The sequence below is a fragment of the Oleiagrimonas sp. genome, from assembly GCF_027858935.1.
Taxonomy (GTDB): Bacteria; Pseudomonadota; Gammaproteobacteria; order Xanthomonadales; family Rhodanobacteraceae; genus Oleiagrimonas.
The window spans coordinates 1-16,513 of sequence record NZ_JAQIBU010000208.1; the positions used below are offsets into that span (position 1 = coordinate 1).

The 16,513-nt window shown below is 65.0% G+C and carries 20 protein-coding genes; 7 read left to right on the plus strand and 13 right to left on the minus strand.

What is annotated here, in order from left to right; genetic code table 11:
* From hprK to PF446_RS07665, 8 genes are all read right to left on the minus strand, one after another.
* Positions 1-653: HPr(Ser) kinase/phosphatase (gene hprK / locus PF446_RS07630; protein ID WP_298070828.1), on the minus strand; the 653-nt coding region annotated here is incomplete at its 3' end.
* A 169-nt stretch (positions 654-822) separates the two neighbouring features.
* Positions 823-1,239 carry a ribosome-associated translation inhibitor RaiA gene (gene raiA / locus PF446_RS07635; RefSeq protein WP_343224664.1) on the minus strand — a complete coding sequence of 139 codons (417 nt, stop codon included), beginning with the start codon at positions 1,237-1,239 and terminating at the stop codon, positions 823-825.
* Positions 1,240-1,369: 130 nt separating this feature from the next.
* Complete coding sequence (locus tag PF446_RS07640; RefSeq protein ID WP_298070769.1) at positions 1,370-2,830, minus strand: RNA polymerase factor sigma-54; 1,461 nt, start codon at positions 2,828-2,830, stop codon at positions 1,370-1,372.
* Between the two features lie 98 nt (positions 2,831-2,928).
* Positions 2,929-3,648 carry an LPS export ABC transporter ATP-binding protein gene (gene lptB, locus PF446_RS07645; protein ID WP_298070770.1) on the minus strand — a complete coding sequence of 240 codons (720 nt, stop codon included), beginning with the start codon at positions 3,646-3,648 and terminating at the stop codon, positions 2,929-2,931.
* A gap of 7 nt (positions 3,649-3,655) precedes the next feature.
* On the minus strand, positions 3,656-4,237 hold the full coding sequence (gene lptA, locus PF446_RS07650; RefSeq protein WP_298070772.1) for a lipopolysaccharide transport periplasmic protein LptA: 582 nt from the start codon (positions 4,235-4,237) through the stop codon (positions 3,656-3,658).
* Positions 4,203-4,790, minus strand: coding sequence for an LPS export ABC transporter periplasmic protein LptC (gene lptC, locus PF446_RS07655; protein ID WP_298070774.1), 588 nt, complete (start codon positions 4,788-4,790; stop codon positions 4,203-4,205). The genes lptA and lptC overlap by 35 nt, the downstream gene beginning before the upstream one ends.
* Positions 4,787-5,335, minus strand: coding sequence for an HAD hydrolase family protein (locus PF446_RS07660; protein WP_298070776.1), 549 nt, complete (start codon positions 5,333-5,335; stop codon positions 4,787-4,789). The genes lptC and PF446_RS07660 overlap by 4 nt, the downstream gene beginning before the upstream one ends.
* Positions 5,336-5,409: 74 nt before the next feature.
* Positions 5,410-6,426 (minus strand): KpsF/GutQ family sugar-phosphate isomerase, encoded by a 1,017-nt coding sequence (locus tag PF446_RS07665; protein ID WP_298070778.1) that lies wholly within the window; start codon positions 6,424-6,426, stop codon positions 5,410-5,412.
* Positions 6,427-6,643: 217 nt separating this feature from the next.
* On the opposite strand from PF446_RS07665, the gene PF446_RS07670 reads away from it, so the two are divergent.
* Both PF446_RS07670 and murA read left to right on the plus strand, forming a co-directional pair.
* Positions 6,644-6,904, plus strand: coding sequence for a BolA/IbaG family iron-sulfur metabolism protein (locus tag PF446_RS07670; RefSeq protein WP_298070831.1), 261 nt, complete (start codon positions 6,644-6,646; stop codon positions 6,902-6,904).
* An 86-nt stretch (positions 6,905-6,990) separates the two neighbouring features.
* Positions 6,991-8,250, plus strand: coding sequence for a UDP-N-acetylglucosamine 1-carboxyvinyltransferase (gene murA / locus PF446_RS07675; protein WP_298070780.1), 1,260 nt, complete (start codon positions 6,991-6,993; stop codon positions 8,248-8,250).
* A 125-nt stretch (positions 8,251-8,375) separates the two neighbouring features.
* Here the strand turns inward: murA and PF446_RS07680 are convergent, their stop codons facing one another.
* The 3 genes from PF446_RS07680 to purM are packed head-to-tail and all read right to left on the minus strand — an operon-like array spanning position 8,376 to position 10,863.
* Complete coding sequence (locus PF446_RS07680) at positions 8,376-9,086, minus strand: DUF6134 family protein (RefSeq protein WP_298070783.1); 711 nt, start codon at positions 9,084-9,086, stop codon at positions 8,376-8,378.
* 48 nt (positions 9,087-9,134) lie between these two features.
* The gene (gene purN / locus PF446_RS07685; RefSeq protein ID WP_298070784.1) at positions 9,135-9,821 is read right to left on the minus strand and encodes a phosphoribosylglycinamide formyltransferase; all 687 of its coding nucleotides are present in this window, start codon (positions 9,819-9,821) and stop codon (positions 9,135-9,137) included.
* Between the two features lie 4 nt (positions 9,822-9,825).
* Positions 9,826-10,863 carry a phosphoribosylformylglycinamidine cyclo-ligase gene (purM, locus tag PF446_RS07690; protein WP_298070786.1) on the minus strand — a complete coding sequence of 346 codons (1,038 nt, stop codon included), beginning with the start codon at positions 10,861-10,863 and terminating at the stop codon, positions 9,826-9,828.
* Between the two features lie 160 nt (positions 10,864-11,023).
* On the opposite strand from purM, the gene PF446_RS07695 reads away from it, so the two are divergent.
* Genes PF446_RS07695 through hda form a run of 4 tightly spaced genes read left to right on the plus strand, consistent with a single transcriptional unit; the run spans position 11,024 to position 14,164 of the window.
* The gene (locus tag PF446_RS07695) at positions 11,024-11,677 is read left to right on the plus strand and encodes a DUF2066 domain-containing protein (RefSeq protein ID WP_298070788.1); all 654 of its coding nucleotides are present in this window, start codon (positions 11,024-11,026) and stop codon (positions 11,675-11,677) included.
* 24 nt (positions 11,678-11,701) lie between these two features.
* Positions 11,702-12,301 (plus strand): CDP-alcohol phosphatidyltransferase family protein, encoded by a 600-nt coding sequence (locus PF446_RS07700; protein WP_298070789.1) that lies wholly within the window; start codon positions 11,702-11,704, stop codon positions 12,299-12,301.
* A complete protein-coding gene (locus PF446_RS07705) occupies positions 12,291-13,448 on the plus strand; it encodes an AI-2E family transporter (RefSeq protein ID WP_298070791.1) in 1,158 nt (385 codons plus the stop codon). Before PF446_RS07700 ends, PF446_RS07705 begins: the two co-directional genes overlap by 11 nt.
* A complete protein-coding gene (gene hda, locus PF446_RS07710) occupies positions 13,442-14,164 on the plus strand; it encodes a DnaA regulatory inactivator Hda (RefSeq protein ID WP_298070833.1) in 723 nt (240 codons plus the stop codon). Before PF446_RS07705 ends, hda begins: the two co-directional genes overlap by 7 nt.
* A gap of 41 nt (positions 14,165-14,205) precedes the next feature.
* On the opposite strand, the gene PF446_RS07715 is transcribed toward hda, so the two are convergent.
* On the minus strand, positions 14,206-15,009 hold the full coding sequence (locus PF446_RS07715) for an inositol monophosphatase family protein (protein WP_298070792.1): 804 nt from the start codon (positions 15,007-15,009) through the stop codon (positions 14,206-14,208).
* Positions 15,010-15,139: 130 nt separating this feature from the next.
* Here PF446_RS07715 and PF446_RS07720 point away from each other — a divergent pair, with 130 nt between their 5' ends.
* Entirely contained in the window at positions 15,140-15,904 is a 765-nt protein-coding gene (locus PF446_RS07720; protein WP_298070794.1) for an RNA methyltransferase, read from the plus strand.
* A gap of 9 nt (positions 15,905-15,913) precedes the next feature.
* Here the strand turns inward: PF446_RS07720 and PF446_RS07725 are convergent, their stop codons facing one another.
* A complete protein-coding gene (locus PF446_RS07725; protein ID WP_298070795.1) occupies positions 15,914-16,507 on the minus strand; it encodes an exopolysaccharide biosynthesis protein in 594 nt (197 codons plus the stop codon).
* Positions 16,508-16,513: the final 6 nt, after the last annotated feature.

A 16,513-nucleotide genomic window follows, 5' to 3' on the forward strand; every position in this document is an offset into this window, starting at 1 on the left:
ATGATCAGGCGCAGGTACTTGGAAGGCTTGACCGCGGTGTGGCCGAACATCTCGCGTATGTTGAGGACGCCCAGGCCACGAACCTCGAGCAGGTCGCGGATCAACGACGGGCAGGTGCCGTCGATCACGTCGGGCGCGATCTGGGTGAATTCGGTGGCATCGTCGGCCACCAGGCGATGGCCACGGGTGACCAGTTCCAGCGCCAGCTCGCTCTTGCCCGAGCCGGGGGCGCCGGTGATCAGCACGCCAATCGAGTAGACCTCCATGAACACGCCGTGCAGCGTCACCTGGCGTGCCAGGCTGCGTGCCAGGTGATATTGCAGCCAGGTCAGCAGCTCATGCCCGCGCTTGGTGCTGACCCACAGGGGGGTGTCCGATTCCTCGGCCGCTTCGCGCAGGTCAGAGGGCACGCTCTGGTCCTTGCTGATGACCAGCGCAATGGGGTCGTTGGAGGTGATCTTCTGCACGGTTTCCCAGCGCTGGCGCGATTCCAGGGCGTCGAGGTAGCGCAGCTCCTCGGTGCCGATGATCTGCACCTTGTTGGGATAGATGATGTTGAGATAGCCGACCAGCGAAGGACGCCGCGACTGGGTCCTGCGGGTCTCGAGCGCGCGCGATTCTCCACGCAGGCCCGCGACCCAGCGCAGGGCCATGCGATCCTTCACATCGTCGAAAAGTTGTCGAGCAGTCAGCTGTTCCACGCGCGGCACTCGGGCCAGGAGCCTGACTTCATTGTGCCAGTTTGCGCGGAGCGCGTCGCGCGGTTCGTGGGGGGGCGAGCGTCGCCCCGGACCATTGTCGCGGCCCGGGGCGACGCGATTTTCAGCTTGCGCGCATCTGGCGCACTTCGGCGCGGTGATGGTCGGTCAGCTTTTCCTTGTGTTTGCGCAGCTGGGCGACGAGCTTGTCGATCAGCACGTCGATGGACGCATACATGTCGGCGTCCGCGGCTTCGGCATGAACGGTGGCTCCGGCGGCATTGACCGTGCCTTCGGCGCGTTGTTCGAGCTTCTCCACGCTCAAGACCACGGTGAGCGAGGTGATGTTGTCGAAATGGCGCGTGAGGCGGTCGAGTTTGGCATGCAGATGATCTCGCAATGCCGGGGTGACTTCGATCTGGTGGCCGCTGAGTTGAACATGCATGGTCGCCTCCTGTTCTGGGACATGAGCCACCGGTCGTGGTGGCGTTGGGCCGGTTGATTCCGGCACCGGGTTTTGGCTTGTGATGGTCAACGCCATGCATCCCCTGAATGGAACCGCCAGGCGGTTGCCGGGGTGGATGGCATGCGTTGTCGTCGTGTTCTTGATCGCGTTTGCTGTACTCCTGTAGTTGTGACGTTTCCCTCGGCAGCAGGTTCCCGTCAGTGGGTCATCCGGCTCGCTGGCGTTCAGTCGAGCTGGGGATTCGCAACAGTTCCCGATATTTGGCCACGGTGCGGCGCGCCACCTGGATACCGCGCTCATGCAGATGATCGGCCAGCGCCTTGTCCGACAGCGGGTGGCTGGCATCCTCCTCGTCCACCAGTTTGCGCAACATGGCCTGGATCGCGGTGGCCGAAGCGCTGCCACCGGACTCGGTGGACACGCCGGAAGAAAAGAAATACTTGAACTCGTAGGTGCCGCGCGGCGTGTGCAGGTACTTGCGGGTGGTCACGCGGGAGATGGTCGACTCGTGCATGTCGACCTGCTCGGCGACTTCACGCAGCACCAGCGGTCGCATGGCTTCGGGGCCGTAATTGAGAAACGCGCTCTGGCGGCGGACGATGGCCTCGGCCACTTTCAGGATGGTCTCGGCGCGCGACTGCAGGCTTTTCAGCAGCCAGCGGGCCTCCTGCATGCGTCCGCGCAGGTAGGCGGCATCCTCGCGGCTGGCCTTCTGGATCAGGCCGCAGTAGTGCTGGTTCAGGCTCAGCCTGGGCTGGGTTTCGCTGCTCAGGGAGACGCGCCAGCGGGCACCGTCTTTCCAGGTATAGGCATCCGGGGTGACGAATTCGACGGGCGTGGGGTCGAGCGCGGCGCCTGGTTTGGGGTCGAGGTTGCGGATCAGGGCGCTGGCCTGGGACACGTCCTCGATTTCAGCCTTGAGCTTGGAAGCCAGTCGCTTGAAGTCGTTGCGTGCCAGCAGGTCCAGGCCCACTTCGACGATGCCGCAGGCAAGATCCAGCAGCGGCGTATCCTGCTCCAGTTGCAGCAATTGGCTGAGCAGGCAATCACGCAGGTCCAGGCTGGCCACGCCCGTGGGGTCGAAACGCTGAATGCGTTTGCGCACGGCTTCGACCTCGGCCTCGTCGAAATGCAGTTCGCGGGGCAGGGCGGCCAGGACCGGGGTGATGCCCTCGTGCAGATATCCGTCGTCGTCGAGCGAGTCGATCAGGGCCAGCGCGATGGCGTGTTCGCGCGGGTTGAAAGGTTCCAGGTTGAGTTGCCAGGACAGGTGTTCGCGAAGTCCCTCGGGCGCGGCGTTCTGGGGCTCGAAATCCTCGTCCTCGCCTGTGCCGGCCCCGCTGCCCGATCCGCTGCTGCGAGTGTAGCTTTCGGCGATGCGGGCCGGATCGTTTTCCCAATCGGTCTCCAGGCTCGTGCTCTCTGACCCGGCTTCCTGTTCGGCGACCGGAGCGGCCTCGACCTCGCCGGAAGCGCTCTCGGCATCGACTTCTTGGGTGGCGTCCTCGGACTCTTCGGCAAATTCCAGCAGTGGATTGCTCTCGGTCAGCACCCTGAGTTCTGTTTCCAGCTCAAGCTGGGACAACTGCAACAGCCGGATGGCCTGCTGTAGTTGCGGCGTCAGCGCAAGTTGCTGGTTGAGACGGAGGTGGAGACCGGGTTTCATCCGTCACCGTGGTGAATGAGTCATGCTCATCCTAACCCCAAGGCGCGCAACCGACCAGCATGGCGTGGCGCACGCCGGGATAAGGCTCGCAGAGCGGCTCACAAACGGAATTCGTGGCCCAGGTAGACTTCGCGCACCTTGCTGTCGGCCAGGATATGTGCAGGATTGCCGCGCGCCAGGACCTCGCCCTCATTGAGGATGTAGGCGCGGTCGCAGATGCCCAGGGTTTCGCGCACGTTGTGGTCGGTGATCAGCACGCCGATACCGCGGTCCTTGAGGTGGCGCACGATGCGCTGGATCTCGCCGACGGAGATCGGGTCGACACCGGCAAATGGCTCGTCCAGGAGCATGTAGCGGGGCCTGCCGGCCAGGGCGCGTGCAATTTCCACGCGACGGCGTTCACCGCCGGACAGGCTGATGCCCTTCTGGCTGGCGATATGGCTGATCTTCAGTTCATCCAGCAGCGACTCCAGTTCCCTGGAGCGGTCGCCGGCATCCAGGTCCTGGCGCAACTCGAGCACGGCCAGGATGTTGTCGGCCACCGTCAAGCTGCGGAATACCGAAGGCTCCTGGGGCAGGTAGCCGATCCCGCGGCGGGCGCGCTCATGCATGGGCAGGCCGGTGATGTCGTGCTTGTCCAGGCGGATGCTCCCCGCGTCCGCCGGGATCAGGCCCACCACCATGTAGAAGCAGGTGGTCTTGCCGGCGCCGTTGGGCCCCAGCAGGCCCACCACCTCGCCCTCGCGGATCGAGAAGCCGAAGTTGCGTACCACCTGGCGCTGGCGAAAGCGTTTTTGCAGGCCTTGTGCCGAGAGCATATGCGATTCAATTTCCGCTGGTGGCGGTGTGTGCCGGTTTTGTGCCGGGTGTGGCCGGCGTCGAGCGCGCCTTGAAGATCAGGTGGACCCGGTTGTCGCCCGAGCTCTGCGCAGTCATGGTGCTGTTGCGGGTGTCATAGACCAGCTTGTCGCCACTGGCGCTGCCACGACCGGCCTGTTTGACGCGGGCATGTCCGGTCAGGATCGCAATGCCCTTGGCCACGTCATAGCTGATGGAATCGGCATCACCGGTCATCAGGTTGCCATTGTCGTCGACCTGCTGGATGTGCGCCTTGCCAGTCAGCACCACGCGCTTGACCTGGGATTGACTGTCGAAATGGATGGTGCCGTTGTCTCCCGTGGCTTTCAAGCTGCCCTGGGTGATCACGACGTCGCCCTTGAGGTGGCTGATGCCGTTGGGACTCGCCGTGGCGTCGGCCGACTGCGCGGACACGTTGACCGGCTGCGAGCGGTCGCTCTGCTTTGCATGCGCAGACACACTCAGCAGGCCGGCGGCCAGTACTAGGCAACAGGCCAGCGTCACGCATGGCCGGCTAGGGCTGCGTGCCACTCGGAAGGAACGTGCCATGGAAGTCATGCAATAGCTCCATATGCTGGTTGTTGAAATCGGCCCGCATGCCGGTCCCGGTCATGCGGGTGGTGCCCTGCACGATCGCCACATGCTGATCGGTCTCAAGGCGGTTCTGATGCGGCCAGGCGGTCACGTCCGAGGTGTCGATCTGCGCACTGGCCTGGCCATCGAAGGCGGGGCGCTGCATGTGCACCTCACCCTGCAGCTTGATCAGGTTGCCGTTGGCGCTGATCCATCCATACGCGGCATGGCCGGTCCAGGGCTTGCCCGGCGAGCCGTTCTTGGGTGGAAGCACAAACCGGGGCTGGTTGATGTACATCGATGCATCGCCCTCACGTCGTTCCAGTTGCGGTGCGCTGAGCTGGTAGGCCATGTGGCCCTTGGGCCCGTACCCGTCCAGGGTGAACTCGTGCAGGGTATAGCTGGAACGTGGCGGTCCGACCATCTGTTGCGGTTTGGACGCCGGTTCGAGCCACCACAGCAGCCCCTGGACCACGCCGATGGCCAGCGCCAGGGCGAACAGGCTGGTCAGGAGACGCCTCGTGGTCACAGCCAGTGCTCGCGTTCGGTATCGGACTTGTCCTGTATCGCCAGGATCAGGTCGCAGACCTCGCGCGCGGCGCCTTCGCCACCACGTCGCCGGGTCTGCCAGTGTGCATGTTCGACGATCCACGGATGCGCATTGGCCACGGCGACGGCCAGTCCGGCCATGCGCATCGGCGCAAGATCGGGCAGATCGTCGCCGACAAAGGCCGCCTGCTCGGCCTTGAGCCCGAGCGCGTCGAGCAGTTCGGTCAAGCTCGCGCGCTTGTTGTCCTGGCCCTGGTACACATGCGTGATGCCCAGGTCGCGTGCACGCTCGGAAAGCGCATGACTGACGCGCGCGGTAATGAAGGCGACCTCGATCCCATGCGCATGCAGCCGCTTGATGCCGAGCCCGTCGTGGGCATGGAACAGCTTGATTTCGCGGCCACCCTCGCCGTACCACAGGCGGCCATCGGTGAGTGTGCCGTCCACGTCGAAAGCGACCAGGCGCACCCGCCCGGCGCGTTCACGCACGTCGTCGGGGACATCGGTCAGGTAATCGTGGGGCATGGCGAGGGACGGTGCCGGAAGCGCTGACGGCATGCTACCAGAGGCCGGTCAGGCCGGCTTGCCGCAGCAGGCCTTCAGACCACGCGGGCGCGCAGCAGGTCGTGGATGTTCAGCGCGCCGACCACGCGGTTCTCGTCGTCGACCACAAGCAGCGCATGAATCTGGTGATTTTCCATCACCTGTGCCGCTTCCACGGCCAGCTTGTCGGCGCTCAATGTCTTGGGCTTGCGCGTCATCAGGTCCTCGACCTTGACGTGGCGCAGGTCCACGTTGTGGTCGTCCACCGCGCGGCGCAGGTCACCGTCGGTGAACACGCCCAGCAGGCGTTGCTCGCCATCCACCACGGCGGTCATGCCCAGTCGCTTGCGGGTCATTTCCATCAGTGCCGCGGTCAGGCTGGACCCCGGGCCCACGCTCGGGATGCCCTCGCCGTGATGCATGATGTCGCCGATGTGCAGCAGCAGGCGCCGGCCCAGGCTGCCGGCCGGGTGCGAGCGTGCAAAGTCGTCGGAAGTGAAGCCACGGGCCTCCAGGAGCGCAACCGACAGCGCGTCGCCCATCACCAGCGCGGCGGTGGTGCTCGCGGTCGGCGCGAGGCCCAGCGGGCAGGCTTCTGCGGGCACGCTGACGTCCAGATGCGTGTCCGCCTGATGGGCCAGCGAGGAGCGCGGGTTTCCGGTCATGGCGATCAGCGGGATGCCCTGGCGCTTGATCACCGGAAGGATGAACAGTACCTCGTCGGTCTCGCCCGAGTTGGACAGGGCCAGCACCACGTCCTCGGGCAGGATCATGCCCAGGTCGCCATGGCTGGCTTCGCCGGGATGCACGAAGAACGACGGCGTGCCGGTCGAAGCCAGGGTGGCGGCGATCTTGCGCGCAATGTGCCCGGACTTGCCCATGCCGATCACCACCACACGACCGCGACAGGCCAGGATGATGCGGCAGGCGGCACTGAATTGGCCGTCAATACGGGGTTCCAGCGAACGGATTGCCGCAGCTTCGGTGGCGATCACCGTGCGGGCACTGCGTGCCAGGCTGTCGGAAGAGACAGCCGTCTGGGCCAGGGGAGCCGGTGCGGTTCGCGTATTCATGTGCCTCTCTGGATAGGCGTCGTAAGATCCGGATGGCCTGAACGAGGAGCTGCGAGCGACGGTCCTTGTCGTTCCTGTGCCACAGGTTTTCCATTACCATGCCATGATCGCATTTTACATTTGTTTGACGGTTTGCCTACGTGCACTGCGTTCAGCTTGTGTATTGCATTGCAAAAGTGCCCCTACCGCCCGCAGAGCCCAACGAAGATTTGCCATGATGGATCCCGCACGCATCAAAGACCTGATCGAAAACGGCCTGGTGGAAGCCCGTGCCGATGTACGCGGAGCCGATGGCGTGCATTTCGAGGCTGATGTGATCTGCGGTGCCTTTGCCGGCAAGCTCCCTCTTGCGCGTCACCGCATGGTCTACGCCACTCTGGGGGAGCTGATGGGTGGCGAGATTCATGCGTTGAGCCTGAAGACCCTGACCCCCGAGGAAGCCCGCGAGCGCGGTGTTGCCGTCGCCGGACAGCCTTGAGGCGCCGGGTCTCCCAGTAACCGGGCCGTCCGCGAGCCTGCGCCTTGCGCATGCGCCCGTACGGTCCACCGAGGATATACACGAACATGGCAAAAATCGTCATTTCCGGCGGTGCTCCGCTTTCGGGAGAAATCCAGATCTCCGGCGCCAAGAACGCCGTGCTGCCGATCCTGGCCGCCTGCCTGCTGGCCGATGAGCCGGTCAGCATCGGCAACGTGCCGCACCTGCACGATGTCACCACCACGATGGAGCTGCTTGGCCGGATGGGTGTGCAACTGGTGCTGGACGACCGCATGACGATCGAGGTCGACCCAAGGCCGACCGACCGTTTCTTTGCGCCCTATGACCTGGTCAAGACGATGCGCGCCTCGATCCTGGTGCTCGGTCCCCTGGTGGCGCGCTTCGGCCAGGCCGAGGTCTCCCTCCCGGGCGGCTGCCAGATCGGCTCGCGACCGGTGGACCAGCACATTCGCGGTCTGCAGGCCCTGGGCGCAGAGGTCATTGTGGAAAATGGCTACATCAAGGCGCGCGCCAAGCGCCTGAAGGGCGCGCGCATCGTCATGGACATGGTCACCGTGACCGGTACCGAGAACATCATGATGGCGGCCACGCTGGCCTCGGGCACCACCGTCATCGAGAACGCCGCGCAGGAACCGGAAGTGGTCGACCTGGCCAACTGCCTCAATGCCATGGGTGCCCAGATCGAGGGCGCGGGTACCGCCACGCTGGTGATCCACGGCGTTGAGCGCCTGCACGGATGCCATTATGACGTGCTGCCGGATCGCATCGAGACTGGTACGTTCCTGATTGCCGCGGCCATCACCGGTGGCAGGGTGCGTACGCGCAATGCACGACCGGCCACCCTCGACTCGGTCCTGGCCAAGCTGGAGGAGACCGGTGCCCAGCTGAATGTCGGCAAGGACTGGATCGAGCTGGACATGCGCGGCCGGCGCCCGCGTTCGGTCAGCATCAGCACTGCGCCGTATCCGGCTTTTCCGACCGACATGCAGGCCCAGTTCACGGCGCTCAACTGCGTGGCCGAAGGGGTCGGCGTGATCACCGAGACCGTGTTCGAGAATCGTTTCATGCACGTGCACGAACTGCAGCGCCTGGGAGCGGATATCCAGCTGGAAGGCAACACGGCCATCATCAAGGGCGTGGGCAAGATGAGCGGTGCGCCCATCATGGCCACCGACCTGCGCGCTTCGGCATGCCTGGTCCTGGCCGGTCTGGTCGCAGGCGGCGATACCACCGTGGACCGCGTGTACCACATCGACCGCGGCTACGAGAACATCGAGGAAAAACTCGGCGCGCTGGGCGCCAAGATCCGTCGCCTGCCCAATTGATTTGCTGGGTAAACCCCCTGCAACCAAGCGCGGAGCAGGTGCCTGCAGAGCCGATGCGACGAGCCGCCAGCGGCATCTTCGCCAGCACGGCACGCGCCCGCAGCATTGCGCCGCAGGGGCGCGTGTCAATTGCGCGTGAAGCGTTGCAGCAGCAGTGAAAGCTTGTCCTTGCCGTCCTTCCTGAGTTTCACCGGAATGGGGTAACGGCCGGGGACGTACCAGGCGGAAAACGCCTTGTCCTTGTCGATTCGGTCCACGCGATCGGCCCGGTAACGACCCACCGGGACGTCGAGCACGCGGTCACCGGTCACGCGGTAGTGCTGCATTTCAACGCGATCCTTGACCGCCACCGGCAGCGTGATGTCGTGCGCGCCCCCCGCCAGCGCGAGTCCCAGGGCAAGCGGTATCGCGTGCTGGTCGACAAGGCCGTCGTGGACGGGGTACTGATGCATCTTGCCGTCCTGGGTCACATGCACCGTGCCCGTGCTCCAGTCGACGTGGACGTGCCGCTTGCGATCCTTGAAGGCGACGTTCATGTGATAGCGGTAGTCCACCGTCTCGGGTCGACCGTTGCGCCAGCGCAGCAGCGAATTCTCGTCAAGGCTCGCGCCCAGCAGCCCGGCCAGGCCGGAAGTGCCGCGCATCTTCGAGATATAGCGCCAGGTGCCGTCGGACTGGGCTCGCAGGGTCATGCTCACCGTACCGATGGTGTTGCCATTGCGCAGTACCTGATAGCGCGCCGTGAATGCATGCGGCGTGGTGCCGGCAAACACGTTTCCCGCGACCAGCAGGGCCAGGCCGGCCAGAAAAATGCCGATTGGATGTCGTGTATGCATGCGGACAGTCTGCGTGTACGAATCTGAATCGTGGCCGACAAAAACGACTCAGGCTCGCTGCAGCGCCTGATCCACAAGGCGCAGCGGCTGTTCGAGCGGGATCGTGTCCAGCGTCACGACAGCATCGTGCAGGCCAAGCCGTTCCTCGGCGATCAGCTTGACCACGGCGGGCAGCAGGCGGTGCTCGAAGGGCAGCAGGCGTGCGGCAAGCGTGGTTTCGGTATCGTCAGCGCGCACGTCGATGTGCGCCTGGGCAATGACCGGGCCACCGTCCAGTTCAGCGCTGACGAAGTGCACGCTGGCGCCGTGCTCGTGGTCACCCGCTTCAAGCGCACGACGGTGCGTGTGCAGGCCGCGGTAGCGCGGCAGCAGGGACGGGTGCACGTTGATCATGCGGCCCGTCCAGGGCGCGATGGCCTCGGCGTCAAGGATCCGCATGAATCCTGCCAACACCACCAGTTCGGCGCCGCTGGCGGCCACTCGCGCGAACAGGTCGAGGTCGAAATCGCGTCGCGTGCGGTAGCCGGAAGGGTCCAGCGCCACGGTGGGTATTGCTGCCGATTCCGCGCGCCTCAGGGCAGCGGCTTCGGCGTGGTCGCTTGCGACCAGCCGGAATTCAAGCGGCAACTGGCCTGTGTTGCAGGCATGCATCAGCGCTTCGAGGTTGCTGCCGCGGCCGGAGGCCAGCACGGCGATGGGCAACGGCTTGTGCTCGGTCACGGGATGCGGGTCCACCGGTTCAGTGCATGTGCACGCGACGATCGTCCGTCACGCGCTCGACCTGGCCGATCACCTGTGCACCGAGGCCGTGTTCGCCCAGCAAGCGGATGGCTGCGTCGGCCTGGTCGGGAGTCAGGATCACGGTGAAGCCGATGCCGCAATTGAAGGTGCGCCACATTTCCTCTCGCGCCAGCCTGCCTTCGCGTTGCAGCCAGTCGAACACCGCAGGGAGTGTCCAGCGGCTGGTGTCCAGCTCGATGCCGAGACCGTCCGGGACCACGCGGATGATGTTTTCAAGCAGGCCGCCGCCCGTGATATGTGCCATGCCGTGTACCGGCAAGGTCTTGAGCAGCTCCAGCACGGGCTTCACATACAACGTGGTGGGCGCCATCAAGGCGTCGGCCAGCGGACGACCGTCGAGGTCCATGTCCAGAGGATTTCCGGCTCGTTCCAGCACGCGGCGGATCAACGAATAGCCGTTGGAGTGCGGTCCGGATGCGTCCACGCCCACGATCAAGTCGCCGGCCACGATGGCGCTGCCATCGAGCAGAGCGGATTTTTCCACCGCGCCGACGGTGAAGCCGGCCAGATCGTATTCGCCGGGCGGGTACATGTCCGGCATTTCCGCCGTCTCTCCGCCGATCAGAGCGCAGCCGGCCAGTTCGCAACCGCGCGCGATACCGCCGACCACGGCCACCGCGATTTCCACGTCCAGTTTGCCGGTCGCGAAATAGTCCAGGAAGAACAGGGGCTCGGCGCCCTGCACCAGTACGTCGTTGACGCACATGCCGACCAGGTCGATACCGATGGTGTCGTGGCGGTTCAATTGCTGGGCCAGCTTGAGCTTGGTGCCGACGCCATCGGTACCCGACACCAGGACCGGTTCACGATAGCTGTTGGAGAGGTCGAACAGCGCACCGAATCCGCCGAGTCCACCCATCACTTCCGGGCGCATGCTGCGCTTGACCATGGGCTTGATGCGCTCGACCAGCGCATTTCCGGCATCGATGTCCACGCCGGCAGCGCGGTAGGTAAGGGCGTCGTTGTCGGCGGCCATGCGTGCAACCCGGGTCGTCGTGAGGCGGAAGGGCGGGGTCGCTGTTGCGACTGCGCTGCCCGTTAAAGAGGCCCATGATAGACGTTGCGGCCCCGATTGGGCAGACTTTCAGGCCTGAGTTGCGCCGTTTTGCCTTGTTTTCAAACGTGTGAGTGTCCCGATGCGTATCCGTACCCTGCTTTTCATCCTCGTTGCAGCCCTGTGTGCCGCGCTTCCGATGCACCCGGCACGGGCCCAGAGCGCAGGCTACAAGGTCACCATTCCGGTCACTGATACCACTGCTGCGCAACGCAACCATGCCTTCGCCGTCGGTCTCGGCATGGTGCTCACGCGCCAGGTTGGAAATACCATCACCGGCGCGCAGGGATATTCCGATGCCCTGGGCAAGGCGGCCAACCTCGTGCAGAACTACCAGTACCAGCGTGCGCCCGCGGGCAGCGCAAGCCCTTTCGTGCTTCAGGTGAGCTTCGATACCGCCGCGGTGCAACAACTGGCCCAGACCCTGCAAAAGCAGCTGCAGTCGGCCGCGGACGAGGTTCCCGGTGCCATCGTGACGCAGGGTGGCAAGGGTACGCTGTGGGTTTCCCACATGGATTCGGCGATGGATCTTGCGCATCTGCTTGCCTTGCTGCGCAGCGATAACCGGGTGAAATCGGTCGAGCCGATTGCTGCCGACGGACACGGGGTCATGCTCCAGATCAGCACTTCCGCCCCGCTGCAGGTGGTGCTCGGCAGCCTGAAATCGAAAGGTCATCTGCAACCGGATGCCATTGCGCATTCAGGTGCGAACGCCAGCATGAACTGGCTGCGGTGAGGCACACGGGAGCGGCGGGAAGCGATGAAATCCGGCAAGGAAACGGCCTGGCGACACCTGCCCAATTTCATTTCGTTGGTACGCATTGCATTGGTATTGCCGGTCGCAGTGCTGATCACGCGCGAGCACTACAGCATGGCGCTATGGCTGGCGCTGGCGGCGGGTCTTTCGGACGCCTTCGATGGCTGGCTGGCAAGGCATTTCGGTTGGCGCAGCCGGTTGGGCGCGTTGCTCGACCCGGCGGCCGACAAGCTCCTGCTGATGACGTGCTACCTGGTGCTGGCGCTGATGCAGGTATTGCCATTGTGGCTGGCCCTGCTGGTGCTGGGTCGCGACCTGGTGATCCTCGGTGGCGCGCTGGGCTATCGCCTGTGGATCGGTCCGTTCAAGGCGCAGCCCCGGCGACTGGCCAAGTTGAGTACCATGCTGCAGATCCTGTTCGTATTGCTGGTGCTGCTGCGCAACAGCGCGTTTGCGTCCATGCAGGTGCAGCCGCTGGGATGGCTGGTGGCTGTCCTGACAGTGGCCAGCGGCGTGGACTACGTGATCCACTGGTTGGCCCGCGCTCGTCGCCAGCGAGTCGCTTTCCGACCCTGTTCCCGGAGCGTGCCTCATGACGCCTGACCTCACGCGCCGCTGGCAGGGCATGGCCCTGCTGTTTGCCGTCCTCGTATTGCTGTGGTTGTTGGCCCCGGTGGTGATGCCGTTCGCGATCGCCGCCGGCTTTGCCTATCTGGGCGACCCGCTGGCCGATCGCCTGGAACGCCTGCACATGAGCCGCACCCTGGCAGTCAGCGTGGTGTTCACCTGCATGACGCTGGTGCTGGTCGGCATGCTGGTGCTGTTGATTCCCCTGTTGCAGCACCAAGTGACCAACCTCATCAACAACATACCCGGCTATGTGCAATGGCTGCGTACCACGCTGCTGCCCTGGCTTCGGGAGCACCTGCACCTGAATGCCTCCGCGTTTGACAGCAAGCGCATCGTCGCCGCCCTGAAGGCGCATATCGGCTCGGTCAGCGGCACGGCAGCGAGCGTGCTCGGCCAGGTTTCGCGCTCCGGGCTGGGGCTGATCGAAAGCATCACCAACCTGGTCCTGATTCCGGTGGTCACGTTCTATCTGCTGCGCGACTGGGACGTGATGCTGGCGCGCATCGACAGCATGCTCCCGCGTCGCAAGCAGGCGATCATCCGCCGTCTGGCGCACGAGTCGGATCAGGTGCTGGGGTCGTTCGTGCGCGGTCAGTTGCTGGTGATGCTGGCGCTGGGCGTGTTCTACGGTCTGGGCCTGACGGTGATCGGTATTTCGGTCGGCCCCCTGATCGGCATGATCGCTGGGTTGCTGAGTTTCGTGCCCTACCTCGGGTTCATCATCGGCCTCGTGATCAGCCTGATTGCAGCATTGGTCCAGTTCGGAGACTGGCTGCATGTGCTGCTGGTGCTGCTGGTGTTTGCCATCGGACAGATGCTGGAAGGCTATGTACTGGTGCCGCGCCTGGTCGGCAACAAGATCGGCCTGCATCCCGTGGCGGTGATCTTCGCCGTGATGGCGGGTGGGCAATTGTTCGGCTTTCTTGGTGTGTTGCTGGCCCTGCCGGCGACCTCGGTGATCATGGTGCTGCTGCGCTATGGCTACCAGCGCTATCGTGACAGTGACCTGTACGGTGAGCTTCCGCGGCGCATTGATCCGGATCCGGTCGAGACGCCTGCCGAAGCGCGCTCCGGCACGCACGCCGCGGATCTGGACGACACGGACGAACTGCAATTGTGACCCAGCTTCCCCTGGCCCTGCGCTGGCCCCGGCGCCAGCGCTTCGAACATTTCCATGCAGGCGAAAGCGCCGTGGCCGTGGCCGCGGTGCAGCGTGCCGCGACCGAAGCCGACGCGCCCTGGGTGTTCCTGGCCGGCCCGGCCGCAAGCGGCAAGACCCATCTGCTGGCTGCTGCTTGCCAGGAGGCCAGCGATGGCGGACGCCGTGTGCAATACCTGCCGCTGGACGCGCTGCGCGGACCGGCGGCCTCGGCTATCCGCGGCAGCGGTGGCTGCGCCCTTCTGGCGCTGGATGCAGTGGACGCGATATGCGGTGAACTGGAGGCCGAGCATGCGCTTTTCGACCTCTACAACCGTAGCCGTGCGGAAGGCATGACGCTGCTTTTTGCTGCGCGCCAGCCACCGGCGCAACTGGCGCTGGCCCTGCCGGACCTGCGCTCAAGGCTGGGTGCATGCACCCTGGCGAAGCTGCATCCACTGGGCGAGGCGCAGCGCCGGCATGTGTTGCGCACGCGCGCCCGTGCCCGCGGCATTGAACTGGATGATGCGGTGATGGACTGGCTGTTCCTGCATCATGCGCGTGACCTGGGGACCCTGGGCGCATTGCTCGACGATATCGACCGCGCCTCGCTGGCGGCCAAACGCCGCGTCACGCTGCCGTTTCTGCGTGAATTGCTGAAACGCGATGAGCCGGATCAGGCGGACGGGCCCGGGTAAGGCCTGCGGCCGCATCCAGGTTGCGCGGGTGTTGTGCGAGCTCAGGCCTTGAGCAGTATTGGCGGCAGTGTCTCGCCAGCCACGCGCACCATGGCCGGTACCAGGTGGTGATTGGCGGCGATCAGGTTGCCACTTTCGGGCAGGCCGTCGCGGCCGGAGAAATCGGTGAACGTACCTCCCGCCTCGCGCACCAGCAGGCAGCCGGCCGCCAGGTCCCAGGGCTTGAGGCCGATCTCGAAGTAGCCATCAAAGCGGCCGGCGGCCGTGTAGGCCAGGTCCAGCGCGGCCGAGCCGGTGCGGCGGATGTCCTCGGCCTGGGTCAGCAGCTTGCGGGTCATGTCCAGCTGCGCATCCAGGTGGGCGCGCTGGCGATACGGAAAGCCGGTGGCCAGCATCGCGCCGTCCAGGCTTTCGCGCTTGCCCACGCGCAGGCGGCGGTCGTTGAGATAGGCGCCGTCGCCCTTGCTGCTGGTGAACAGCTCGTCGCGCAACGGATCGTAGATCACGGCGTACATCGGTTCGCCGTGATCAAGCATGGCAATGGAGACGCAAAAGTGCGGGATGCCACGCAGGTAGTTGTGGGTGCCGTCCAGCGGGTCGATGACCCACATCAGTGGCCCCTTGCCGGTCTGCCCGGATTCCTCGCCGAGGAAGGCATGGCGCGGATAGGCGCGCTTGAGTTCGCGGATGATCTCGGCCTCGGCCGCGCGGTCGACCTCGGAGACGAAATCCATGCGCTGCTTTTCGACGACATTGACGCTGTCGAGGCGATTCATGTAGCGAAGAATCACGCTACCAGCGGCGCGCGCGGCGCGTACCGCGACATTGACTGCAGGTCTGGGCATGGTCGTCCGGGCTGTAAAGAACGGGGGTCGCGACACTGCCGCGAAGGCGGGCAAGCTTAGCAGAGCGGCAGGGGCGCCCCCAAATGTCTGTAAACTCCGACGTTTCGATCCATGCCACCGAACGATTGCCATGACCGACGACCAAGCCCGCCACCATGTCCGTTTTGTCCTGGTGCGCACCTCGCACCCCGGCAACATCGGCAGCGCCGCCCGCGCCATTTGCACCATGGGATTCGAGCGCCTGGACCTGGTCACGCCGCAGCGCTTTCCCGATCCGGAGGCCGATGCGCTGGCGGCCGGTGCCCCGGGCGTGCTGGACGGCGCAGGGGTTCACGGCGACTTGCCGCAGGCGCTGACCGGATGTTCCCTGGCGCTGGGGCTGAGCGCGCGTCGGCGTGGCGTCACGCTGCCGGAATTGACGCCGCAGGAAGGCGCCCGGCAGGCCTGGCAGGCTGCCAGCGAGGGGCGCGAGGTGGCGTTGGTGTTCGGCAACGAGCAGAGCGGCCTGGCCAACGACGAGCTGGCGCATTGCCACGCCATGGTGCGCATTCCCAGCGTCGAGGACTACAGCTCACTGAACCTGGCCCAGGCGGTGCAGGTGGTGGCTTACGAGCTGCGCCTGGCCATGCTCCATGGGGTCGATGTCGAGATGCCGAAGCCGGGCGATCCGCCCGCAAATCTGGATCAGATGGAGCAGTTCTTCATGCACCTGACCCAGGCGCTGGAGGATATCCAGTTCCACAAGGGGCGTTCGCCGCGCACGATCGAGTTGCGACTGCGCAAGCTTTTCCTGCGCGCCCGTCCCGATCAGCGCGAGCTGCGCATCCTGCACGGCATCCTGGCCGAGGCGCAGCGCGTGCAGCGGAAACTGGAAAAGGCATTGGCCGGCGACTGAGGCGCCGGTTCAGAACAACTGCATCAAGGCGCTCAGTACGCTCTTGCTCAATACCACCGTGAGCACGATGGTGGCCAACGATACCAGCCACAGGCCCAGGAGCAGGGCGCCGTCCTGTTCGATCAGGGCCATCGCATAGGCCAGCATCAACATGCCGAACAGATAGTTGGTGAACGGAATCGGCAGGGCCAGCAAGAATCCCATCAAGGTCAGCAGCAGCCCGGTGAAAAGGCTGGCGCAGCCGCGGGTGAGCACGCGCATGCGTGGACGGCACAGGTGTTCCAGGCGGCGCAGAAGCGGCAGGGTACGCTCCAGGAAGCGCTGGACCGACGTGCGTCGCAGCGGTCGATGGCGCAGCCGTGCAGGCACCCAGGGATAGCGCATGCCGATCAGCATCTGCAGCCCGAGCACGATGATCATGCTGCCCATGATGCCGCCAATGCCGATCGGTGCAGGAATGAAATTCGGAATCGCCAGCAACAGCAGCACGCAGCCGAAGGCGCGACCCTGCAACGGAACGAGCAGGGTCTCCAGGGTCAGAAAGGGGCTGTTCCCGGCCGCAAGAGTATCGGTCAGGATCTGCGTCGTGTGTTGTCTGCGCATGGGCAG

Coding starts and splice junctions, on each gene's coding strand:
- PF446_RS07705 (WP_298070791.1), top strand. CDS start 12,291: ATGACGCCTGACCTCACGCGCCGCTGGCAGGGCATGGCCCTGCTGTTT.
- PF446_RS07680 (WP_298070783.1), bottom strand. CDS start 9,086: ATGCATACACGACATCCAATCGGCATTTTTCTGGCCGGCCTGGCCCTG.
- raiA (WP_343224664.1), bottom strand. CDS start 1,239: ATGGCGTTGACCATCACAAGCCAAAACCCGGTGCCGGAATCAACCGGC.
- lptA (WP_298070772.1), bottom strand. CDS start 4,237: ATGGCACGTTCCTTCCGAGTGGCACGCAGCCCTAGCCGGCCATGCGTG.
- PF446_RS07670 (WP_298070831.1), top strand. CDS start 6,644: ATGGATCCCGCACGCATCAAAGACCTGATCGAAAACGGCCTGGTGGAA.
- PF446_RS07660 (WP_298070776.1), bottom strand. CDS start 5,335: ATGCCCCACGATTACCTGACCGATGTCCCCGACGACGTGCGTGAACGC.
- PF446_RS07720 (WP_298070794.1), top strand. CDS start 15,140: ATGACCGACGACCAAGCCCGCCACCATGTCCGTTTTGTCCTGGTGCGC.
- PF446_RS07700 (WP_298070789.1), top strand. CDS start 11,702: ATGAAATCCGGCAAGGAAACGGCCTGGCGACACCTGCCCAATTTCATT.
- PF446_RS07665 (WP_298070778.1), bottom strand. CDS start 6,426: ATGAATACGCGAACCGCACCGGCTCCCCTGGCCCAGACGGCTGTCTCT.
- PF446_RS07715 (WP_298070792.1), bottom strand. CDS start 15,009: ATGCCCAGACCTGCAGTCAATGTCGCGGTACGCGCCGCGCGCGCCGCT.
- PF446_RS07725 (WP_298070795.1), bottom strand. CDS start 16,507: ATGCGCAGACAACACACGACGCAGATCCTGACCGATACTCTTGCGGCC.
- PF446_RS07695 (WP_298070788.1), top strand. CDS start 11,024: ATGCGTATCCGTACCCTGCTTTTCATCCTCGTTGCAGCCCTGTGTGCC.
- PF446_RS07640 (WP_298070769.1), bottom strand. CDS start 2,830: ATGAAACCCGGTCTCCACCTCCGTCTCAACCAGCAACTTGCGCTGACG.
- lptB (WP_298070770.1), bottom strand. CDS start 3,648: ATGCTCTCGGCACAAGGCCTGCAAAAACGCTTTCGCCAGCGCCAGGTG.
- purM (WP_298070786.1), bottom strand. CDS start 10,863: ATGGCCGCCGACAACGACGCCCTTACCTACCGCGCTGCCGGCGTGGAC.
- murA (WP_298070780.1), top strand. CDS start 6,991: ATGGCAAAAATCGTCATTTCCGGCGGTGCTCCGCTTTCGGGAGAAATC.